Genomic DNA, 14,987 nt, shown 5'->3' with positions numbered 1-14,987 from the left:
CCCACCTTGTTTGATTTGTTCCCAAAAGTCAGCCTGCCAGTATCTCGCATCGGATGACCCCCTCGCCGGCCGACAGGCTGTTCAGCACATCCTCCAGTGAGTCCTGGAGCGCGGAGGTCTCCGCGGTAATGGTGACCACAGCGCAGCCATTGACTGGGATGTTTTGATTGATAGTCAGGATGTTTACCCTGGTCCCCGCCAGCACGTTGAGGGCCCCTGACAGAATACCCGGTTCGTCCTTCAGCAGAATCTGGAAGGTGACGATGCGCCCATGGAGCATATCGTGGAAGGGCCGAACCGCGTCCTTATATTTGTAGAAGGCGCTGCGGCTGATGCCCACGGTCCGGGCCGCACCATTGACGGTGCTCTCCTCCCCTGTTTCCAGCAGCCGCTTGGCCTCTGCCACTTTTCGGAATATCTCCGGCATGGAGTCCGCCTCTACAATAAAATATTTTGCTGGTCCACTCATGTCCACACCTCTGTCTGTCCATCTGATACGGTCATCTGTTTCTGTGATGTGGTCTATTGTAACACACTCAGAGGCAGGATGCAACGAAAAACCCTATGGGGAAACGCTAAAATTCCCTCGACTATTCTCGGCCATCTCCGTCATTTTTGACAGAGTCCAGACAGACAGACGCCGCGGAGTGTCTCTCCGCGGCGTCTGAGCCGTTCCGATTCATGGCCACTGGTCTTGGGGGATATCCTGGGAGGGCGGAGGACTGTCGGAACCCGATCCGCTCCCTGATCCACTGGGGTCAGTCTGGCTCCCAGACCCCGGATCATTGGGGTCCACCGGCTGGCTTGGATCCCATGGAAAGTTGGGATCACTGGGATCAGGCTGCACCACCGGGGCCTCGGTGTGGACAGTACAGGTCCCCTGGGCCTCCACCACGTCGAAGCGGTACATCTCATCCTGGGCTACGGCGGAGCCCACCTTCTCACGCTCGTAGTTGGGGTAGCAGACCTCCCGCAGGCTCTCCTCGGGGCAGTAGGGACCAGCGATGTGGTACAGGCCGGTCTCCGTGCCATCCTCGTTGAGGATTGGGCTGTCCACACACACCTTGACCACGCTCTCAGCGGTGTGGACGGTACAGGTCCGGCCATCGGGATAATCTTCCGGGAAAATATAATCGGTAGCCACCCGGCTGCCCCTTGGGTCCAGGGCGCAGTATTCACCAGCCAGCAGTCCGCTGTCCAGGCAGTAGGTGACCTGCTTCAGCCCGGAAACCTCAGGGAACTTCTTGTTCTCCAGCCCCTCGTGGACCTGGCTCATCACCTTTTTCCACAGCACGGCCGCCGGGTTGGCGCTTCCGGTCTTCATCTTCTCATTCTGCTCATAGCCGGTCCAGACGGCGGCAGTATAGTAGGGGGTATAGCCCACGAACCACCGGTCAAAGTTGTCGGAGGTGGTACCGGTCTTGCCAGCCGCCCGCATTCCGGACAAAGCCGCCTCATAGCCCGTATGGCCGTCGCCGCTGACCCCACTTCCGCTGATGACCCGCTGGAGCATGGTGTTCATATAATAGGCGGTGCTCTCCTTCAGCACCTGCTCCTTCTCTGGCTCATTCTCCAGCAGGACCACTTCCTCCCCGTCCACCAGCTGGGTCACCCGGGTATAGGTCCTGGAATAGGTGTAAACCCCGGCGCTGGGGAAAGTGGCGTAAGCCTGGGCCATTGTTCGGCTGGACACGCCGGCGGTCAGGCCGCCCATGGCCATGGGGGAGATATCGATATCACTCATGATCTGGTCCCCAGACTGGACCGCGTCCACCAGATCCAGTTTGAACTTGTCCTTGCCAAAGGAAAAGCTCTCCTGAGGGGTAACATAGTCGGCCACCACCCGGACCGCGATAGTGTTGGCTGACCGCATCAGGCCGTCCTTCAGGGTGGTCAGGCCCCGGTAGCGGTTCCCGCCGGAGTTCAGGGGCCAGGCGGAGCCTGTTCTTGTATCATAGGGGTAGTCGTCCAGCACGGAGATGGGGGATAACAGCCCCTTCTCCAGCGCAGGGGCGTAGACCGTCAGAGGCTTGATGGAGGAGCCGGGCTGCCGCTTGGCGGCGTTGGCGTAGTTCATGCCCCGGTTCTCTGTCTTCTCCCCAAAGCGGCCCACGATAGCCGCCACGTCCCCGGTCTCATTGTCGATGATGGTGATGGAGGACTGCATCTGCTGGCCGCTCTTAGAGGTATAATTCAGATTGGCCCGGTCCTCGTACACCGCCTCAGCAATAGCCTGAATCTCAGGGTCCATACAGGTGTAGATCCGCAGACCGCCGCGGGCCATGATCTGATCCAGCCGGGAGTCAGAAAAGCCATATTTTTCCTTCAGGTCCGCCCGAACATCGGAGATGACTGTCTCCTCGTACCAGTTGTAGATCTCGGTCTCCGCCTCCTCGCCCTCGGCCCGGACAAAGACCAGCTCCTGGGCCACGGCCTCGTCGTGCTCCTCCTGGGAGATCATGCCCTGCTTGAGCATCTCTCCCAAGATGACCTCCTGGCGGTACTTGTTCCACTGCCGGGCATCCCACACCTCACCGGTGCTGGTTTTAGACTTGGCGAAGGAATAGGGGCCGTACTTAGAGGGGTTGTTGGTGATGCCCACCAGGCTGGCGCACTCAGCCAGTGTCAGCTCGCTCACCGGCTTGCCAAAGTACTTCAGCGAGGCGGAGCCTACCCCCTCACAGCCTGCACCCAGGGGGATGATATTCAAATACATCTCCAGGGTGTCATCCTTGCTGTTGTTCTGGGTAAAGCGGATGGCGCGAAATATCTCGGTGACCTTCCGCTTCACCGTGGTCTCGTTATAGTCTGTCATGTTTTTGATGAGTTGCTGGGTGATGGTAGAGCCGCCGGAGATGTCGTTGCCCAGGAACATATCCAGAACAGCTTTGGCCGTCCGCTTCCAGTCCACCCCCGGGTGGGTGTAAAACCGCTGATCCTCAATGGCTACAGCGGCCTGGGGCAGATATTTCGGCATCTCCTCCAGATCCACCCAAACGGAGCTGGTACTGCTGAGCAGGGTGGTCATCTCCACATACCGGCCCGTCTCTTTGTCCTGGTAGTACATGACGCTATTCTCACCCAGTTGGAAGTCGTCCATGCTCACCTCTACCTCGGGTAGAATGACCGTCTGGACATAGTAGGCACCAAAGCAGCACAGCACAGCGCCAGTGCACAGGCCTACCAGGAACAGGGTGCCCAGCACCTTTAGGATGGTGTTGCCCGTGCTCCCTCGCTTCTTTCTGGGCCGTCGGCGGGGATGCTGGTCGGCTGTCCGGCGCTGGCGGGAGGGGTATTCACTGTTTTCGTATAGAGAGTTATTGTTGTTTTGATCAGACACGTTGCTACCTCCAACCGGGGCGGGCTGTCCCCCGCGCTCCGATGGTCTTGGTGGATAACTACTGCTCAACACCGCGCTTCCCCAAAGGGCAAAAACGGCATGATACAGATACCATTATAGCATATTCTTTCCATTTGTCCACCCATAATCCCGGATAAGCCCTTTCCGGAGCACTCCCCATGGGACGGGCCGTTCTCGCTGTGTCCCGTCCCCAGCTTTTTACCCAGGCGAAATTTTACATCCTCCAGCCCTTGCATTTTTCCTCTCACCGGGTTAAAATAGAGAAGAAGAAAGAGCTGGAGGTAGCTTGCTATGAGTGAAGAGTTCGGCCCAGATTTCATCTCCGTCACCGACGAAGAGGGCAACGAGTTCGAACTGGAATTAGTCGATACCCTAGAGCACAATGGTGTCACTTACTATGCCATGTTCCCCGCCGTGGCAGAGGACGAGGAGACCGGAGAGCCAGTCGATGTGGATGCCGATGATGAGGAGTACGGGCTGGTCATCATGAAGGCCATCGTGGAAAATGGCGAGGAACTGTTGTCCACCCCAGACTCTGACGAGGAACTGGATACGGTCTATAACCTGTTTATGGAGCGTTTTTTTGAGGAAGAGGACGAGGAATAAGCGATCTTTCCTGCTCGGTGCGTGATGGGCTCTTTTAAACCCACATTTTTTAAACGGGACGCCCCCTCACACCGTGGGTCGCAGGCCTCCCGGTCCCCCTTTGAGGTGGATTGGAAGTTGGAAGCGGCAAAGCGGTGTGGAGGCGACCCACCTGCCATTCGTGCAGGTTTTAAACGGGCTCACACGGCCAGAGCGGGGTATATAGAACGCTTGGAACTGGGCCGCGGTCTTATGACCGCGGCTTCTTTTCGTCCTAAAAAACGTGAATAAAGTGTAAAACCCTTACTTTTCCCCGTCTGACACTTGAAAGGCAGGCCGCTTTCCTGTATAATAGTTCAGGTCGTCCCTGCCTTGCCAGGGGCGTGGGGCCGCCTCTGGGCCGGCTCCCATTGAACACAACGAGAGGACTGAAACAACTGTGAGTGCATCCAGAGAAAAGAAGACCCGCCAGGGTCAGACCAGCCAGGGGCCGGACGAGCGGGTCCAGGAGCGCCAGCGCAAACAGAAGGCTGACCGCCGCAGCTCCATCCTGTACGCTGTGGTCGGCGTCATCTGTGTGGTGGCTATCGCTGTGACCTTGGTCTTGAACAGCGGACTGATCCAGCGGTCCATGACCGCTGTCACCATCCAAGACACCAAGTATTCCGCGGTCGACCTGCAGTACTACTATAATGTCATGTATCAGAACACCCTGCAATACGCCATGTATGGCCTGCAGACCGGTTTTGATTATACCAAGGACCCCAAGGACCAGGTCTATGACCAGGAAAGCGGTGACACCTGGTATGACCATCTGCTGGACGGGGCGGTGGACTATCTGACCACCATCACCGCCCTCTACGACAAGGCCGTGGCCGAGGGCTATGCCATAAGTGAGGACGGTCAGGCTGCCCTGGACGAGACGGTCACCACCCTGAACAACGCCTGGGTGGGGCAGTACAACACCCGCAACGAGATGATTCGCAGCAACTACGGGCCCTATATGACTTATGACCATCTGCTGGAGCTTCTGGAGCGGGAAGCCCTGGTGTCCGACTATGCCAGCACCAACAAAGCCGCCTACACCTATTCCCAGGCCGATTATGAGTCCTACTACCAGGAAAACAAGGACGCTCTGGACACCTTTACCACCAGCCAGTTGGCGCTCCGTGCCAGCGTCAACACCACGGACGAGAACGGCGACACCATTGAGATGACCGAGGAGGAGCAGGCCGCCGCTCTGGAGGAGGCTAAGGCCGAGGTCAAGGCCAAGGCCGAGGAGATCCTGGCTAAGATGGAGGCCGGCGAGGAGCCTGCTGATCTGGCTGCTCAGTACAGCGAGGACCTCTATTCCGACGCTGTTTCCCGCGTCCAAACCGGCTCCAGCGTCAACTCCTCTTATACCGATTGGGCCTTTGATAGTGCCCGCAAGGCCGGCGACGTGACTCTGGCCGAGTATGACGGCGGATCCAGCTATTACTATTATGTGGTCCGCTTTGAGGACCGCCAGCGCAACGATGGAGCTGCCGCTGACATCCGCAACATTCTGGTGACTGCCGACTCCGACGACGAGGCCAAGTCCTCTGCCGAGGACCTGTTGGCCCAGTGGCAGAGCGGCGACGCCACTGAGGACAGCTTCGCTGACCTGGCTGCTTCCAACAGCAAGGACCCTGTGTCCGCCACAGGAGGCGGCCTGATGACCAATCTGACCGCCCTCACTTCTGACGCGGTCTACACCAACTGGGCCCTGGATCCCGCTCGCCAGCCTGGTGACACCACCGTGATCCAGGATACGGAGGCGGAAGGCTATCAGATCCTCTATTTTGTGGCCCAGAAGGACCCTGTCTGGCAGCAGACCGCTGACAACAGCCTGCGCACTGAAGACCAGACCGCCTGGGAGGAGAGCGCGGCCGAGGGCTACGAGGCCGCTCTGGGCTTTGCCGCCAAGTTCGTCCAGTAAGCGGTTCCACCGAAGAGAAGGGCACAGACGGATGTCTGTGCCCTTTCTGTTATAGATAGATAGAGAGGATATCACCATGATAACTGGTAAAACGCTTTCCCGATGGCTCACCGGCCTGCTCCTGCTGCTCTCCTTGGCCTCCTGCGGAGCGCCTGCCCCGGTCCTAACGGGCGACGGCTTCTCTCCCTCCGATATCCCGTCCTACTCCGGACAGGCCTATGCGGAGGTAAACGGCGGCCTTCCCTACTTCTCCCCCGATGATCTGACTACCGAGCCCTTTGAGAGATACAGCCCGTTGGACCCCCTGGGCCGCTGCGGCGCCGCTTGGGCCAATGTCTGCCTTGATATCATGCCAACAGAGGAGCGGGGAGAAATTGGGATGGTAAAGCCCTCCGGCTGGCACACGGTCCGTTATGACGACCTGGTAGATGGGAAGTATCTATACAACCGGTGCCATCTCATCGGCTTTCAGCTGGCCGGTGAAAACGCCAATGAGGAAAATCTGATTACCGGCACCCGCTATATGAATGTGGAGGGGATGCTCCCCTTTGAGGATATGGTGGACGACTATGTGGATGACACGGGCTGCCATGTGCTCTACCGGGTCACTCCCATCTTCCAGGGGGACAATCTGGTGGCTGACGGTGTCCTGATGGAGGCTTTCTCCGTAGAGGACGAGGGGGCCGGCCTCTCCTTCTGTGTCTTCTGCTACAACGTCCAGCCTGGAGTGACCATCGACTACGCCACCGGCGAGAGCTGGCGCTCCGAGGAGGATCCCCCTGCTCCCTCCCAGGGAGAGACAGGACGTTATGTCCTCAATACCAATTCCATGAAGTTCCATCTCCCGTCCTGCGGCAGTGTGAATCAGATAAGTTCCGGCAACTACCAGGAATATTCCGGCGGCCGGGAGGCGCTGATTCAACGCGGCTACAGTCCCTGCGGCTCATGTAAGCCTTGACTCCACGGGGCTGTCCTATAAGTGAAAGAAGAGGTACGCCGTATGCGTACCTCTTCTTTTTAGACGGAAAGGCAAATGACGGCCTAAAAACCGAAAATCCGCTTGTTTCTCAAGCGGATCGACTGCATTTATTTAGATAGCTCCCTATGTACCACCGCTGTCTGGCGGTGGTCTGCTGGGCTGGCATCCGTTTTATAGAGTCAAAACGGACTCACAGCAGCGGTAGTCGCTGTCGATATTGTGGGCAATAAAGCGGGCTTTAAACTGACGCGGGCTGCACATCGTCTGGGTCGATCCGCCGGACACATCCAGGTCCTTGGGAACCACAAACTTGATGCACTTAACCAGTACATCCCGGCAGGAGGGGTAACTGTGGGCCGGGATGGTCACAGCCTTCGTCCCCCGCTGATACTCCGTACCGTTCTCATCTACCTCGGTAAGGATAACGGCCAAAGCGACCCGCTTTTGGGGGCAAACGTTTTTCACCGTCACATCCATCTGCAGAATCGTTCCCATAGACTCCAGATAGACATCCCCCGTATCTACTACTACGGCATCCGAACAGCTCTGGATCGTCAGATCTACCGGGAGAGGACATTCCTCCGGATTGACCACTACATCACATTCCACGGCCACAGCGGGCTCTGGGAAATCCACTACATTCCCCTCGGTATCGGAGTAGGTGATAGATTCATTGACCAACTTGGTGCCGGGATTCTGCCCCACATGGCGGACATAGAATTCCAGTGTGGCGCTCTCAGGAGCGGAAACACCCAATTCGGGGATGGTCCAGCGCAGAGAGGTGGAATTGAGCATGGTGGCGCTGCCCACCGTCGGATTCAGAACACTGGTGACCACAAAGTCATCCGTCACCTTCTCATTGATCACAATATTGGTGGCTCCTGTCTTCGAAATATTGGCGGCTAGCTCCGCAAAGAGCTCCTCCAGGTCCGCTGTGTCAGGTGTGACGGCTACATGGGTCGCAGCCGGGTCGCTGGCCCAGTCGTTCAGCACTCCCACATCTACTCCGTCCGACCCGACCAGACCAATGCAGTAGATGATGATGCCCTGCGCACGGGCCGCGGCGGCCACAGGAGCAGGAGGAGCTCCAGCCGTGGTGTTTCCATCGGTGAACATGACAATGACCTTGGCGTTGCTGGAACTGGGATCAAATAGCGAGATTGCCTTCGTAAAGGCGTCGGCGTGGTTGGTGCTGCCGCCGGCCGACAGAGCGTCTACGGCGTTCTTCAGTGTTGCCACAGAGGTGATCAGCTGGGTGTCCTGCACGGCTGTGCTGGAAAAACTGACGATGCCGATGCGGCTGCCGGAGCCAATCTCTCCCGACGCCTGGCCCCCGGTGGACTCGGAGATGATATCGATAAACGTCTTGGCACCAGTTTTCATGCTGGCCAGCGGCTCGCCGGTCATGCTACCGGATCGGTCCAGCACCAGAGCGATGTCGGTGGGATTAGTGACAATATCGGGCGCGGCGGTAAGCGCCAGAGTAACCTTCAGAGACCCATCACAGTCGATGCGCTCCATATTGATCACCTTATTGGAATTGGTAATACCCATTGTTGTATTACTCCCTTCTGGGGGTTGCCCCATCACAGTCTATGTGACCGCGGTAGACCATGACACCATAGGGCGTCGCCGGTTTGTCCTATTTCAGAGCGCAGTTGCATACAGGGCGGCCCTCCTGAGGGAGACAGGGCAGCTCTATCAGCCTGCGTAATTTTATTCCCAAGGGTGGAACCGAGCAGAAACTGACGAGGCCAAAACGAAAAGGACAGTTAAAGCCGATATTTCTGCAAAATCAAAAAAACGCCGCAAAGCGGCGACACCAAATCGCAGCCCAGCGCAGCGGTTGTGATTTGGAAAGGAGGAGCAATAAAATGGGTGCGCTCTGACTTTTTATAAAAAAAGTCGGAGCAAACGATACAACGTTTGCTCCGACGTGGTGCGCGAGGCGGGAGTCGAACCCGCACGCCCTTGCGAGCACTGGCACCTGAAGCCAGCGAGTCTACCAATTCCACCACTCGCGCATCCGATTCAGTTGGCGCTGTACTGTTCAGCGCAAGGGTTATATTACCACAGCTGCTTCCATCTGTCAACACTTTTTCTTCATTTTTTTCAGTCATGGAAAGGAAGTCCAAAAAATAGGTTGACAAGGGACGGCCGGTCATGCTATGGTTAGATTCCAAGTAAGGGAGTAGTCGGCGCATGAGCGTGGCCCGGTCAACATACTGATGGGGATATTGCCCTTCTGGCCGGACCTGAAACGATGAGACTTGCCTGTTCCGCAACAGGCAGGTCTTTTTTCTATGCTCGGCCTGTGCCGGTCTATCAGGGTAGGAGGTCAATATGAGTTTATTCGAGCTGTTCATTCTCGCCGTAGGCCTGTCTATGGACGCCTTTGCCGTTTCGGTGTGCAAAGGTCTGTCAGCCGGTCATCTTCGCCCGGTCCATAATCTCACCTGCGGTCTCTATTTCGGAGGCTTTCAGGCCATGATGCCGCTGCTTGGCTGGCTGCTCGGCATCCAGTTCCAGGCCTTCATCTCCACAGTGGACCACTGGATCGCCTTTCTCCTTTTGTCCATCATCGGTATCAACATGGTGCGGGAGTCCCGTGAAGAGAGCGAGGACGTAGACTGCTCCTTCTCCTTCCGCTCCATGCTCCCTCTGGCGCTGGCGACCAGCATCGACGCGCTGGCGGTGGGGGTCACTTTCGCCTTTCTTCAGGTGGATATCCTGCCCGCCATCACCTTCATCGGTCTGACCACCTTTCTTCTGTCCGCTGCGGGGGTCCAGGTAGGCGCTCTCTTTGGCGCCCGCTTCCGCGGTAAGGCGGAGCTGGCGGGGGGGCTGATCCTTATGCTCATGGGAATCAAAATACTCCTTGAGCATCTGGGCATCCTGGGGTAAATACCGCTGCTGATTGGCCAGCTTCGGGCTCTCACGGAACAGGAAGGCCCGGAGCCGGCCTTTCCATGTTTAAATAGGCCCGGTAGGCCCCGGCCAGGCGATAGCCCAATTTTTGAGCCAGGTGGGCGGATCGCTTGTCATGGGCGTCCCAGCTGGGATATAGCCCCCGGTCCAAACAGTCCAAAATGAGCCGCGCCCCACAGGCGGTGGCCAGTCCTTTTCCCCGCTGGTCCGGCCGGGTATCGATCTCAATTTCAATCCCGTCCCGGTATACGGCGTAGGAGGAGGCTCCCGCTACCAGTTCCCCTCCGCACAGGACGGCCACCCCTATCCCCCGTGCCTCGTAATCCAGTCCGTCCTCAAATAGGGCGCACAGATCCCTGCTCCAATCCTCTTTCATGGCCTGTGTATAGAGAGCGCCGTCCATCGGCCGCAGTTCAAATCCCGTCGGCGGACCGGCATAGCCCTCCAGCTTGGCCCGGCAAAAGGAGCTTGGATCCTTCTCCGTGGCGTACCGGGTCCAGGGTATAATCTTCGCCCCCCAGACCTCCTCCAGCAGACAGGCCCATCCCTGGTCTCCGGGGACCAGGATAGACGCTTCCGCTTTCTGGGCAAGCGCCCTGTCCGGGCGGCCGGCGAAAAAGGCGAAATCCCCGATCAGGGCCGCCGCGGAGGCGGGCTCTTCCCCGCCTTCCACCAGCACCTGTCCCATACAGCCCTGGAGGCAGGACCACACCATGGTTTCCGGCCAGCCTTGAAAGAGCGCCGCCGCTTTATTCATTCCTTGTCCAGCTCCCTTCCGCCAACCGGGCCCTTAGGCCAGAGTACCGCCGGGTCTGGCGGTCATTGGCCACCATCTGGGCCACTGTCCCCTGGTCCCCTACAATGATAAACAGCTCCCTGGCGCGGGTAATCGCGGTATACAGCACGCCCCGGGTCATGAGCATAGGTGCCCCCTCCAGCGCAGCCAGGATGACCGCCCGGTACTCGCTGCCCTGGGCCTTGTGTACTGTCACAGCAAAGGCGGGCTCCAGCTCTCCCAGCATATCTGGAGTGTACTCTACCACCTTGCCGTCAAAGTCCACGGTGATGATCTCCCCCTGAATGGAGCGGATCACCCCGATGTCCCCGTTGAACATCCCCATGCCTGATGAGGTGCCCCCCTCCTCCCGCCAGAGGATATCGTAGTTGTTCCGCACCTGCATCACCTTGTCCCCGGCGCGGAATACCCAGTCACCGAACCTGCGCTCCCCCTTGTCCTCCCGTGGCGGGTTCAGGGCCTGCTGCAGCACCTGGTTCAGCGCCCGGGTCCCTGTGCCCCGCCGCCGGGTGGGCGACAGGACCTGGATCTGGTCGGCGGGAATCCCCATCCGCTCGGGCAGACGGCGGCGGCAGAGATCTACGATAGTGTCCAACACGCTCTGGGGGTCCCGACGGGACAGGAAAAAGAAGTCGCTGTCGTTGGCCCGCAAGTCAGGCAGTTCTCCTCTGTTGACCAGATGCGCGTTGCGGACAATGCCGCTCTGAGCGGCCTGGCGGAAGATCTCCGTCAGCCGGACAGTGGGCACCACCTTGCTTCGGATGAGATCGGCAAACAGGTTGCCAGGCCCCACCGAAGGCAGCTGGTCTGGATCGCCCACCAGCACCAGGCGGCAGTCCCCCTCAAGGGCATCCAGCAGGGCGGCCATCAGCGGCACGTCTACCATCGAGGTCTCATCCACGATGACAGCGTCTGCCTGGAGGGGAGCGTAGGAGTTTTTGGCAAAGACCAGCCGGCCGGAGTGGGGGTCAAAGCCCGTCTCCAGCAACCTGTGGATGGTAGATGCCTCTGTTCCGCACAGCTCACCCAGCCGCTTGGCCGCCCGTCCCGTAGGGGCCGCCAGGGCGGTCTCTAAGCCCATTCTGTCAAACAGGTCTAGTACGCCCCGCAGGCAGGTGGTCTTTCCCGTACCCGGCCCGCCGGTCAAAAGCATGACCTGCCGCTCCGCGGCCAGCTCCACAGCTTGGCGCTGCTGGGGGGCGTATGTGATGCGCTGCTCCCGCTGGATGCGGTCGATGAGCCTGTCCAGCCCATCGGGCGGAAGGAGCCGGCTGGCGCTCATCTCCCCCAAACGCTGGGCGATAAAGGCTTCCGCGTCGTGGAGGGCTGGAAGATAGACCGCTTCCTGTCCGGCGATACGCTCCAGCTCCGCCTCTCCCCGGTCCAGCAGGGTGGTCAGGCAGTCCTCCAGCATCTGGCAGGGCACCTCCAGCAGTACGCCCGTGGCCTCCACCAGCTTGCGCCGGGGCAGGAAGGTGTGCCCGTTGTTCAGGTTATTGTGGGCCATCTCAAAGAGGAGCCCGGCCTCCAGACGCAAGGGGTCCTCATGGCCCACCCCCAGGGCCAGAGCCAGGCCGTCCGCCTGGGAGAATTCCACCCGGAATTCCTCATTGACCAGCAGATAGGGGTTGGCCCGCACCACCTCCAGCGCCACGTCGCCGTAGACCCGGTGAAGGAGGGCTGCCAGCTCCAGAGGGAGCTGATGCTCGGTCAAAAACTCCACCAGCCGGCGGGTGCCCATCTGCTGGCGGAAGGCCTCTCCGATCTGGCGGGCCCGCTTGGGTGAGATGCCTCTTATTTTCGTAAGCTGGTCCGGGTCGTCCTCGATGACTGTCAGGGCCTCCTCCCCGAACTCCTCGATGACCAGCCGGGCGGTGGCCTTTCCGATACCCTTCACAGCCCCGGAGGACAGGTAATGGAAGATCTCCTTCAATCCCTGTGGCAGTCGGCGCTCCACTACCTGGGCCTTGAGCTGCACCCCATAGGTAGGGTGGCGGGTCCAGCGGCCCCGGACAGATAGGTATTCTCCGGGGGCCACACCGGGCATGGTGCCAACTACGGTGACCTCCTCATCCCGTACATCCAGCTTCAGGATGGTGTAGCCGTTGTCCTCGTTCTGGTAGATGACCACGGAAACGGTGCCCTCGACCAGCTCTAATTCCCGCTGTTCCATGGCGTCGTTTCCCTCCTTTGCATCTCCTGATATTGGATAGGGGCGGCCTCCGGCCGCCCCCTGGTTCAGCTCCTCGCTATGTAGTCCGGCAGGTCAGAGGCTGGCCACAGCACTACCCCAGGCCAGCGGGCCGTCAGCCGCAGGGCCAGCTCCCAGCCCTTGGGGGTCAGGCCCAGGTCAGCGATGATAATGGGGCAGTCCAGCAGTCCCAGTCCCCGGAGCCACATAAAAGCCCGCAGGGTCTGCTCCAGGTCCTCCCCCTCCCCCCGGCCGGGGATGAGCACCCGCACTCCCTGACCCGGCATAGGACGAAACAGGCGGCCAAAGAGCCACCAGGCCACAAAGGCCAGTCCCAACACACATACAGCCGCCAGCAGGGTATCCCATATCATCTCCACAGAGCAACACCTCCGGGCCATCCTATGCGGAAGGCGGGCCGCTGGTGTTTCCCTCCGACCCTTCTCTGCCGTCCGCTACATGGTGCCGGAGAATAGGTTGATCCCTACATGGGTCAGAGCCAGCATGATACACCCGGCGGTCAGCACGCCCATGACCACAGCGGGCAGGGCTTTCCTCAACCGCATCCCCAAAAAGGCGGCCGCCAGAGAGCCGGTCCAGGCCCCGGTACCGGGCAGGGGGATGGCCACAAAGATCCACAGTCCCAGATACTGGTATTTCTGGACCTTCTGCCCCTTCAGGTGGGCCTTCTTTTCCAGCTTGTCCACCAGGCCGTTAAGCCTTGGCATATACCTGCGCATTAGCTCAAAGATCCGGCGGATGTAGACGATGATAAAGGGGGCGGGGATAAGGTTGCCCAGGACCGCCGCCGGGAACGCCAGGTAATAGGGCAGGCCGAGAGCCACCCCGAAGGGCAGGCCGCCCCGCAGCTCGATGATGGGGACCATAGACACCAGCATGGTGAACAGGCATTTGCCCCCAGTGGTGTCGGTCAAGAACTGGAAAATATCCATGGAACACCTCATTGTTCGTCCGTTTTACAGTCCGCCATCACGGTGTCCCGCAGGCAGACCCAAAACGTCTCATATGTCCCCCTGTCCCAGGGGGTGGGATAGGTCATCACCGTCAGGGGATGACCTTTGAATTGGGGGCGGTAGGGCGGATGGACATGGAGAAAGGGATTCTCCCAGAAGCCAGCCCGCTGATAAAAGCCCTTTCGGCGGATGGAGAGCTCGTCCACCGGCGGATCGATCTCCAGCACCACGCTTTTGCCCCTGCTGTTTAACAGCTCCAGAGCCCTGGCTCCCAGCCCCTGGCCCCGGAGGGCTGGATCGGTAGCAAAGTGCTCCACATAGGAAAAGCCCTCCTCCTCCCAGTGCAGAAGAATCCCCACAAAGGTTTCTCCCTCCCAGATAACATCGAAGTGATATTCCGGATGGGACAACACTCGCTCCTGCTTCTCTCGTGTACGCTGTTCGTGGAGAGGAAAACTGATTGTATACAGGGCAAAGGCACGGTCAAAGGCCGGATGGTCTGGGGAGGTAATCCGTTCAAAAGTCATTTGTCTTATTTCCTTTCCTCTGTACGTCCCAATAGATAGTCGGTGGTGACGCCAAAATAGTCGGCCAGAAAGATTAAAGTCGTGGATGGGAGGTTCACTTTGCCATACTCGATTCGTTGATAGTGTTGTACTGTACACTCCAGCATGTTGGCCATCTCTTGCTGGGTTTTATTTTGTTCCTGACGTAATGGCTGCAGCCGCTCCGCAATACCGGGCAAAATAATCTTCATTTCTCTCGTAACCCCTTGACGTAACATTAAATGTTGTGTATAATAAAGGCAACTTTAAAAGTTGTTAGCAGGTGTTTATATGTCAGATCTCATGAAATGGATGTACGCCCATTATATCAGGTCCTACATTGAAAGCCAACCCAAGGATGATGGGGAAACCATGTGGTTTGATCTGTTGGAAAACGAACTGGGCCCCCTCCAACGGGAATCTCTGGAAGCGGTGACCGCTTTTTTTGCCGTGCAGGGCTTTCGCCTCGGTCTCAAAACGGGGATGGCCCTGGCCGGGGACCTTGAGACCATCCCCCCGACGGCCGGAGGGGCCCACTAGCAGGCCGCCGCCTTCTCCGGCGTGCCAGCGCGGACGATGGTCCCCCCGCCGTCGCCCGCCCCCATCCCGGCGGGCCGGGATGGGGGCCCTTATCATTAAAATCCTCGGCGGAAGTAAATTCCGCCTCC

Annotated in this window: 14 protein-coding genes, 1 tRNA gene and 1 other RNA gene; 6 read left to right on the top strand and 10 right to left on the bottom strand. The window is 58.9% G+C overall.

What is annotated here, in order from left to right:
- Positions 1-28 precede the first annotated feature (28 nt).
- Both MCG44_RS04030 and MCG44_RS04025 read right to left on the bottom strand, forming a co-directional pair.
- A complete protein-coding gene (locus tag MCG44_RS04030; RefSeq protein WP_147570872.1) occupies positions 29-469 on the bottom strand; it encodes an ACT domain-containing protein in 441 nt (146 codons plus the stop codon).
- Positions 470-679: 210 nt separating this feature from the next.
- Entirely contained in the window at positions 680-3,340 is a 2,661-nt protein-coding gene (locus MCG44_RS04025) for a transglycosylase domain-containing protein (RefSeq protein WP_147570873.1), read from the bottom strand.
- 312 nt (positions 3,341-3,652) lie between these two features.
- On the opposite strand from MCG44_RS04025, the gene MCG44_RS04020 reads away from it, so the two are divergent.
- The 4 genes from MCG44_RS04020 (at position 3,653) to MCG44_RS04005 (ending at position 6,864) form a co-directional block, all read left to right on the top strand.
- Complete coding sequence (locus MCG44_RS04020; RefSeq protein ID WP_240286927.1) at positions 3,653-3,967, top strand: DUF1292 domain-containing protein; 315 nt, start codon at positions 3,653-3,655, stop codon at positions 3,965-3,967.
- Between the two features lie 4 nt (positions 3,968-3,971).
- Positions 3,972-4,170: non-coding RNA, 6S RNA (gene ssrS, locus MCG44_RS04015), on the top strand.
- A 215-nt stretch (positions 4,171-4,385) separates the two neighbouring features.
- Positions 4,386-5,906, top strand: coding sequence for a peptidylprolyl isomerase (locus MCG44_RS04010; protein WP_240286925.1), 1,521 nt, complete (start codon positions 4,386-4,388; stop codon positions 5,904-5,906).
- A 76-nt stretch (positions 5,907-5,982) separates the two neighbouring features.
- Complete coding sequence (locus MCG44_RS04005) at positions 5,983-6,864, top strand: DNA/RNA non-specific endonuclease (protein ID WP_240286923.1); 882 nt, start codon at positions 5,983-5,985, stop codon at positions 6,862-6,864.
- A 192-nt stretch (positions 6,865-7,056) separates the two neighbouring features.
- Here MCG44_RS04005 and MCG44_RS04000 read toward each other — a convergent pair whose 3' ends face one another.
- Together MCG44_RS04000 and MCG44_RS03995 are read right to left on the bottom strand one after the other, a co-directional pair.
- Positions 7,057-8,439, bottom strand: a complete 1,383-nt coding sequence (locus MCG44_RS04000; protein WP_147570877.1) for a vWA domain-containing protein — start codon at positions 8,437-8,439, stop codon at positions 7,057-7,059.
- A gap of 383 nt (positions 8,440-8,822) precedes the next feature.
- A tRNA-Leu gene (locus MCG44_RS03995) sits at positions 8,823-8,909 on the bottom strand.
- 319 nt (positions 8,910-9,228) lie between these two features.
- Between MCG44_RS03995 and MCG44_RS03990 the strand changes: the two genes are divergently transcribed.
- On the top strand, positions 9,229-9,789 hold the full coding sequence (locus MCG44_RS03990) for a manganese efflux pump MntP family protein (RefSeq protein WP_147570878.1): 561 nt from the start codon (positions 9,229-9,231) through the stop codon (positions 9,787-9,789).
- A 31-nt stretch (positions 9,790-9,820) separates the two neighbouring features.
- On the opposite strand, the gene MCG44_RS03985 is transcribed toward MCG44_RS03990, so the two are convergent.
- From MCG44_RS03985 to MCG44_RS03960, 6 genes are all read right to left on the bottom strand, one after another.
- Complete coding sequence (locus tag MCG44_RS03985; protein ID WP_186853319.1) at positions 9,821-10,570, bottom strand: GNAT family N-acetyltransferase; 750 nt, start codon at positions 10,568-10,570, stop codon at positions 9,821-9,823.
- Positions 10,563-12,782, bottom strand: a complete 2,220-nt coding sequence (locus MCG44_RS03980) for an ATP-dependent RecD-like DNA helicase (protein WP_240286921.1) — start codon at positions 12,780-12,782, stop codon at positions 10,563-10,565. Before MCG44_RS03980 ends, MCG44_RS03985 begins: the two co-directional genes overlap by 8 nt.
- A 65-nt stretch (positions 12,783-12,847) precedes the next feature.
- Positions 12,848-13,180, bottom strand: coding sequence for a hypothetical protein (locus tag MCG44_RS03975; RefSeq protein WP_147570881.1), 333 nt, complete (start codon positions 13,178-13,180; stop codon positions 12,848-12,850).
- Positions 13,181-13,255: 75 nt separating this feature from the next.
- Positions 13,256-13,753 (bottom strand): COG2426 family protein, encoded by a 498-nt coding sequence (locus MCG44_RS03970; RefSeq protein WP_147570882.1) that lies wholly within the window; start codon positions 13,751-13,753, stop codon positions 13,256-13,258.
- 8 nt (positions 13,754-13,761) lie between these two features.
- Positions 13,762-14,301 (bottom strand): GNAT family N-acetyltransferase, encoded by a 540-nt coding sequence (locus MCG44_RS03965; RefSeq protein WP_147570883.1) that lies wholly within the window; start codon positions 14,299-14,301, stop codon positions 13,762-13,764.
- Between the two features lie 5 nt (positions 14,302-14,306).
- Positions 14,307-14,531: a helix-turn-helix domain-containing protein gene (locus MCG44_RS03960; RefSeq protein WP_147570884.1), complete on the bottom strand. Its 225-nt coding sequence runs from the start codon at positions 14,529-14,531 to the stop codon at positions 14,307-14,309.
- Between the two features lie 79 nt (positions 14,532-14,610).
- On the opposite strand from MCG44_RS03960, the gene MCG44_RS03955 reads away from it, so the two are divergent.
- The gene (locus MCG44_RS03955) at positions 14,611-14,859 is read left to right on the top strand and encodes a hypothetical protein (protein WP_147570885.1); all 249 of its coding nucleotides are present in this window, start codon (positions 14,611-14,613) and stop codon (positions 14,857-14,859) included.
- The last annotated feature ends 128 nt before the right edge of the window (positions 14,860-14,987 follow it).

Source organism: Lawsonibacter sp. OA9 (assembly GCF_022440585.1).
This window is presented reverse-complemented; position numbering and strand designations above follow the sequence as displayed.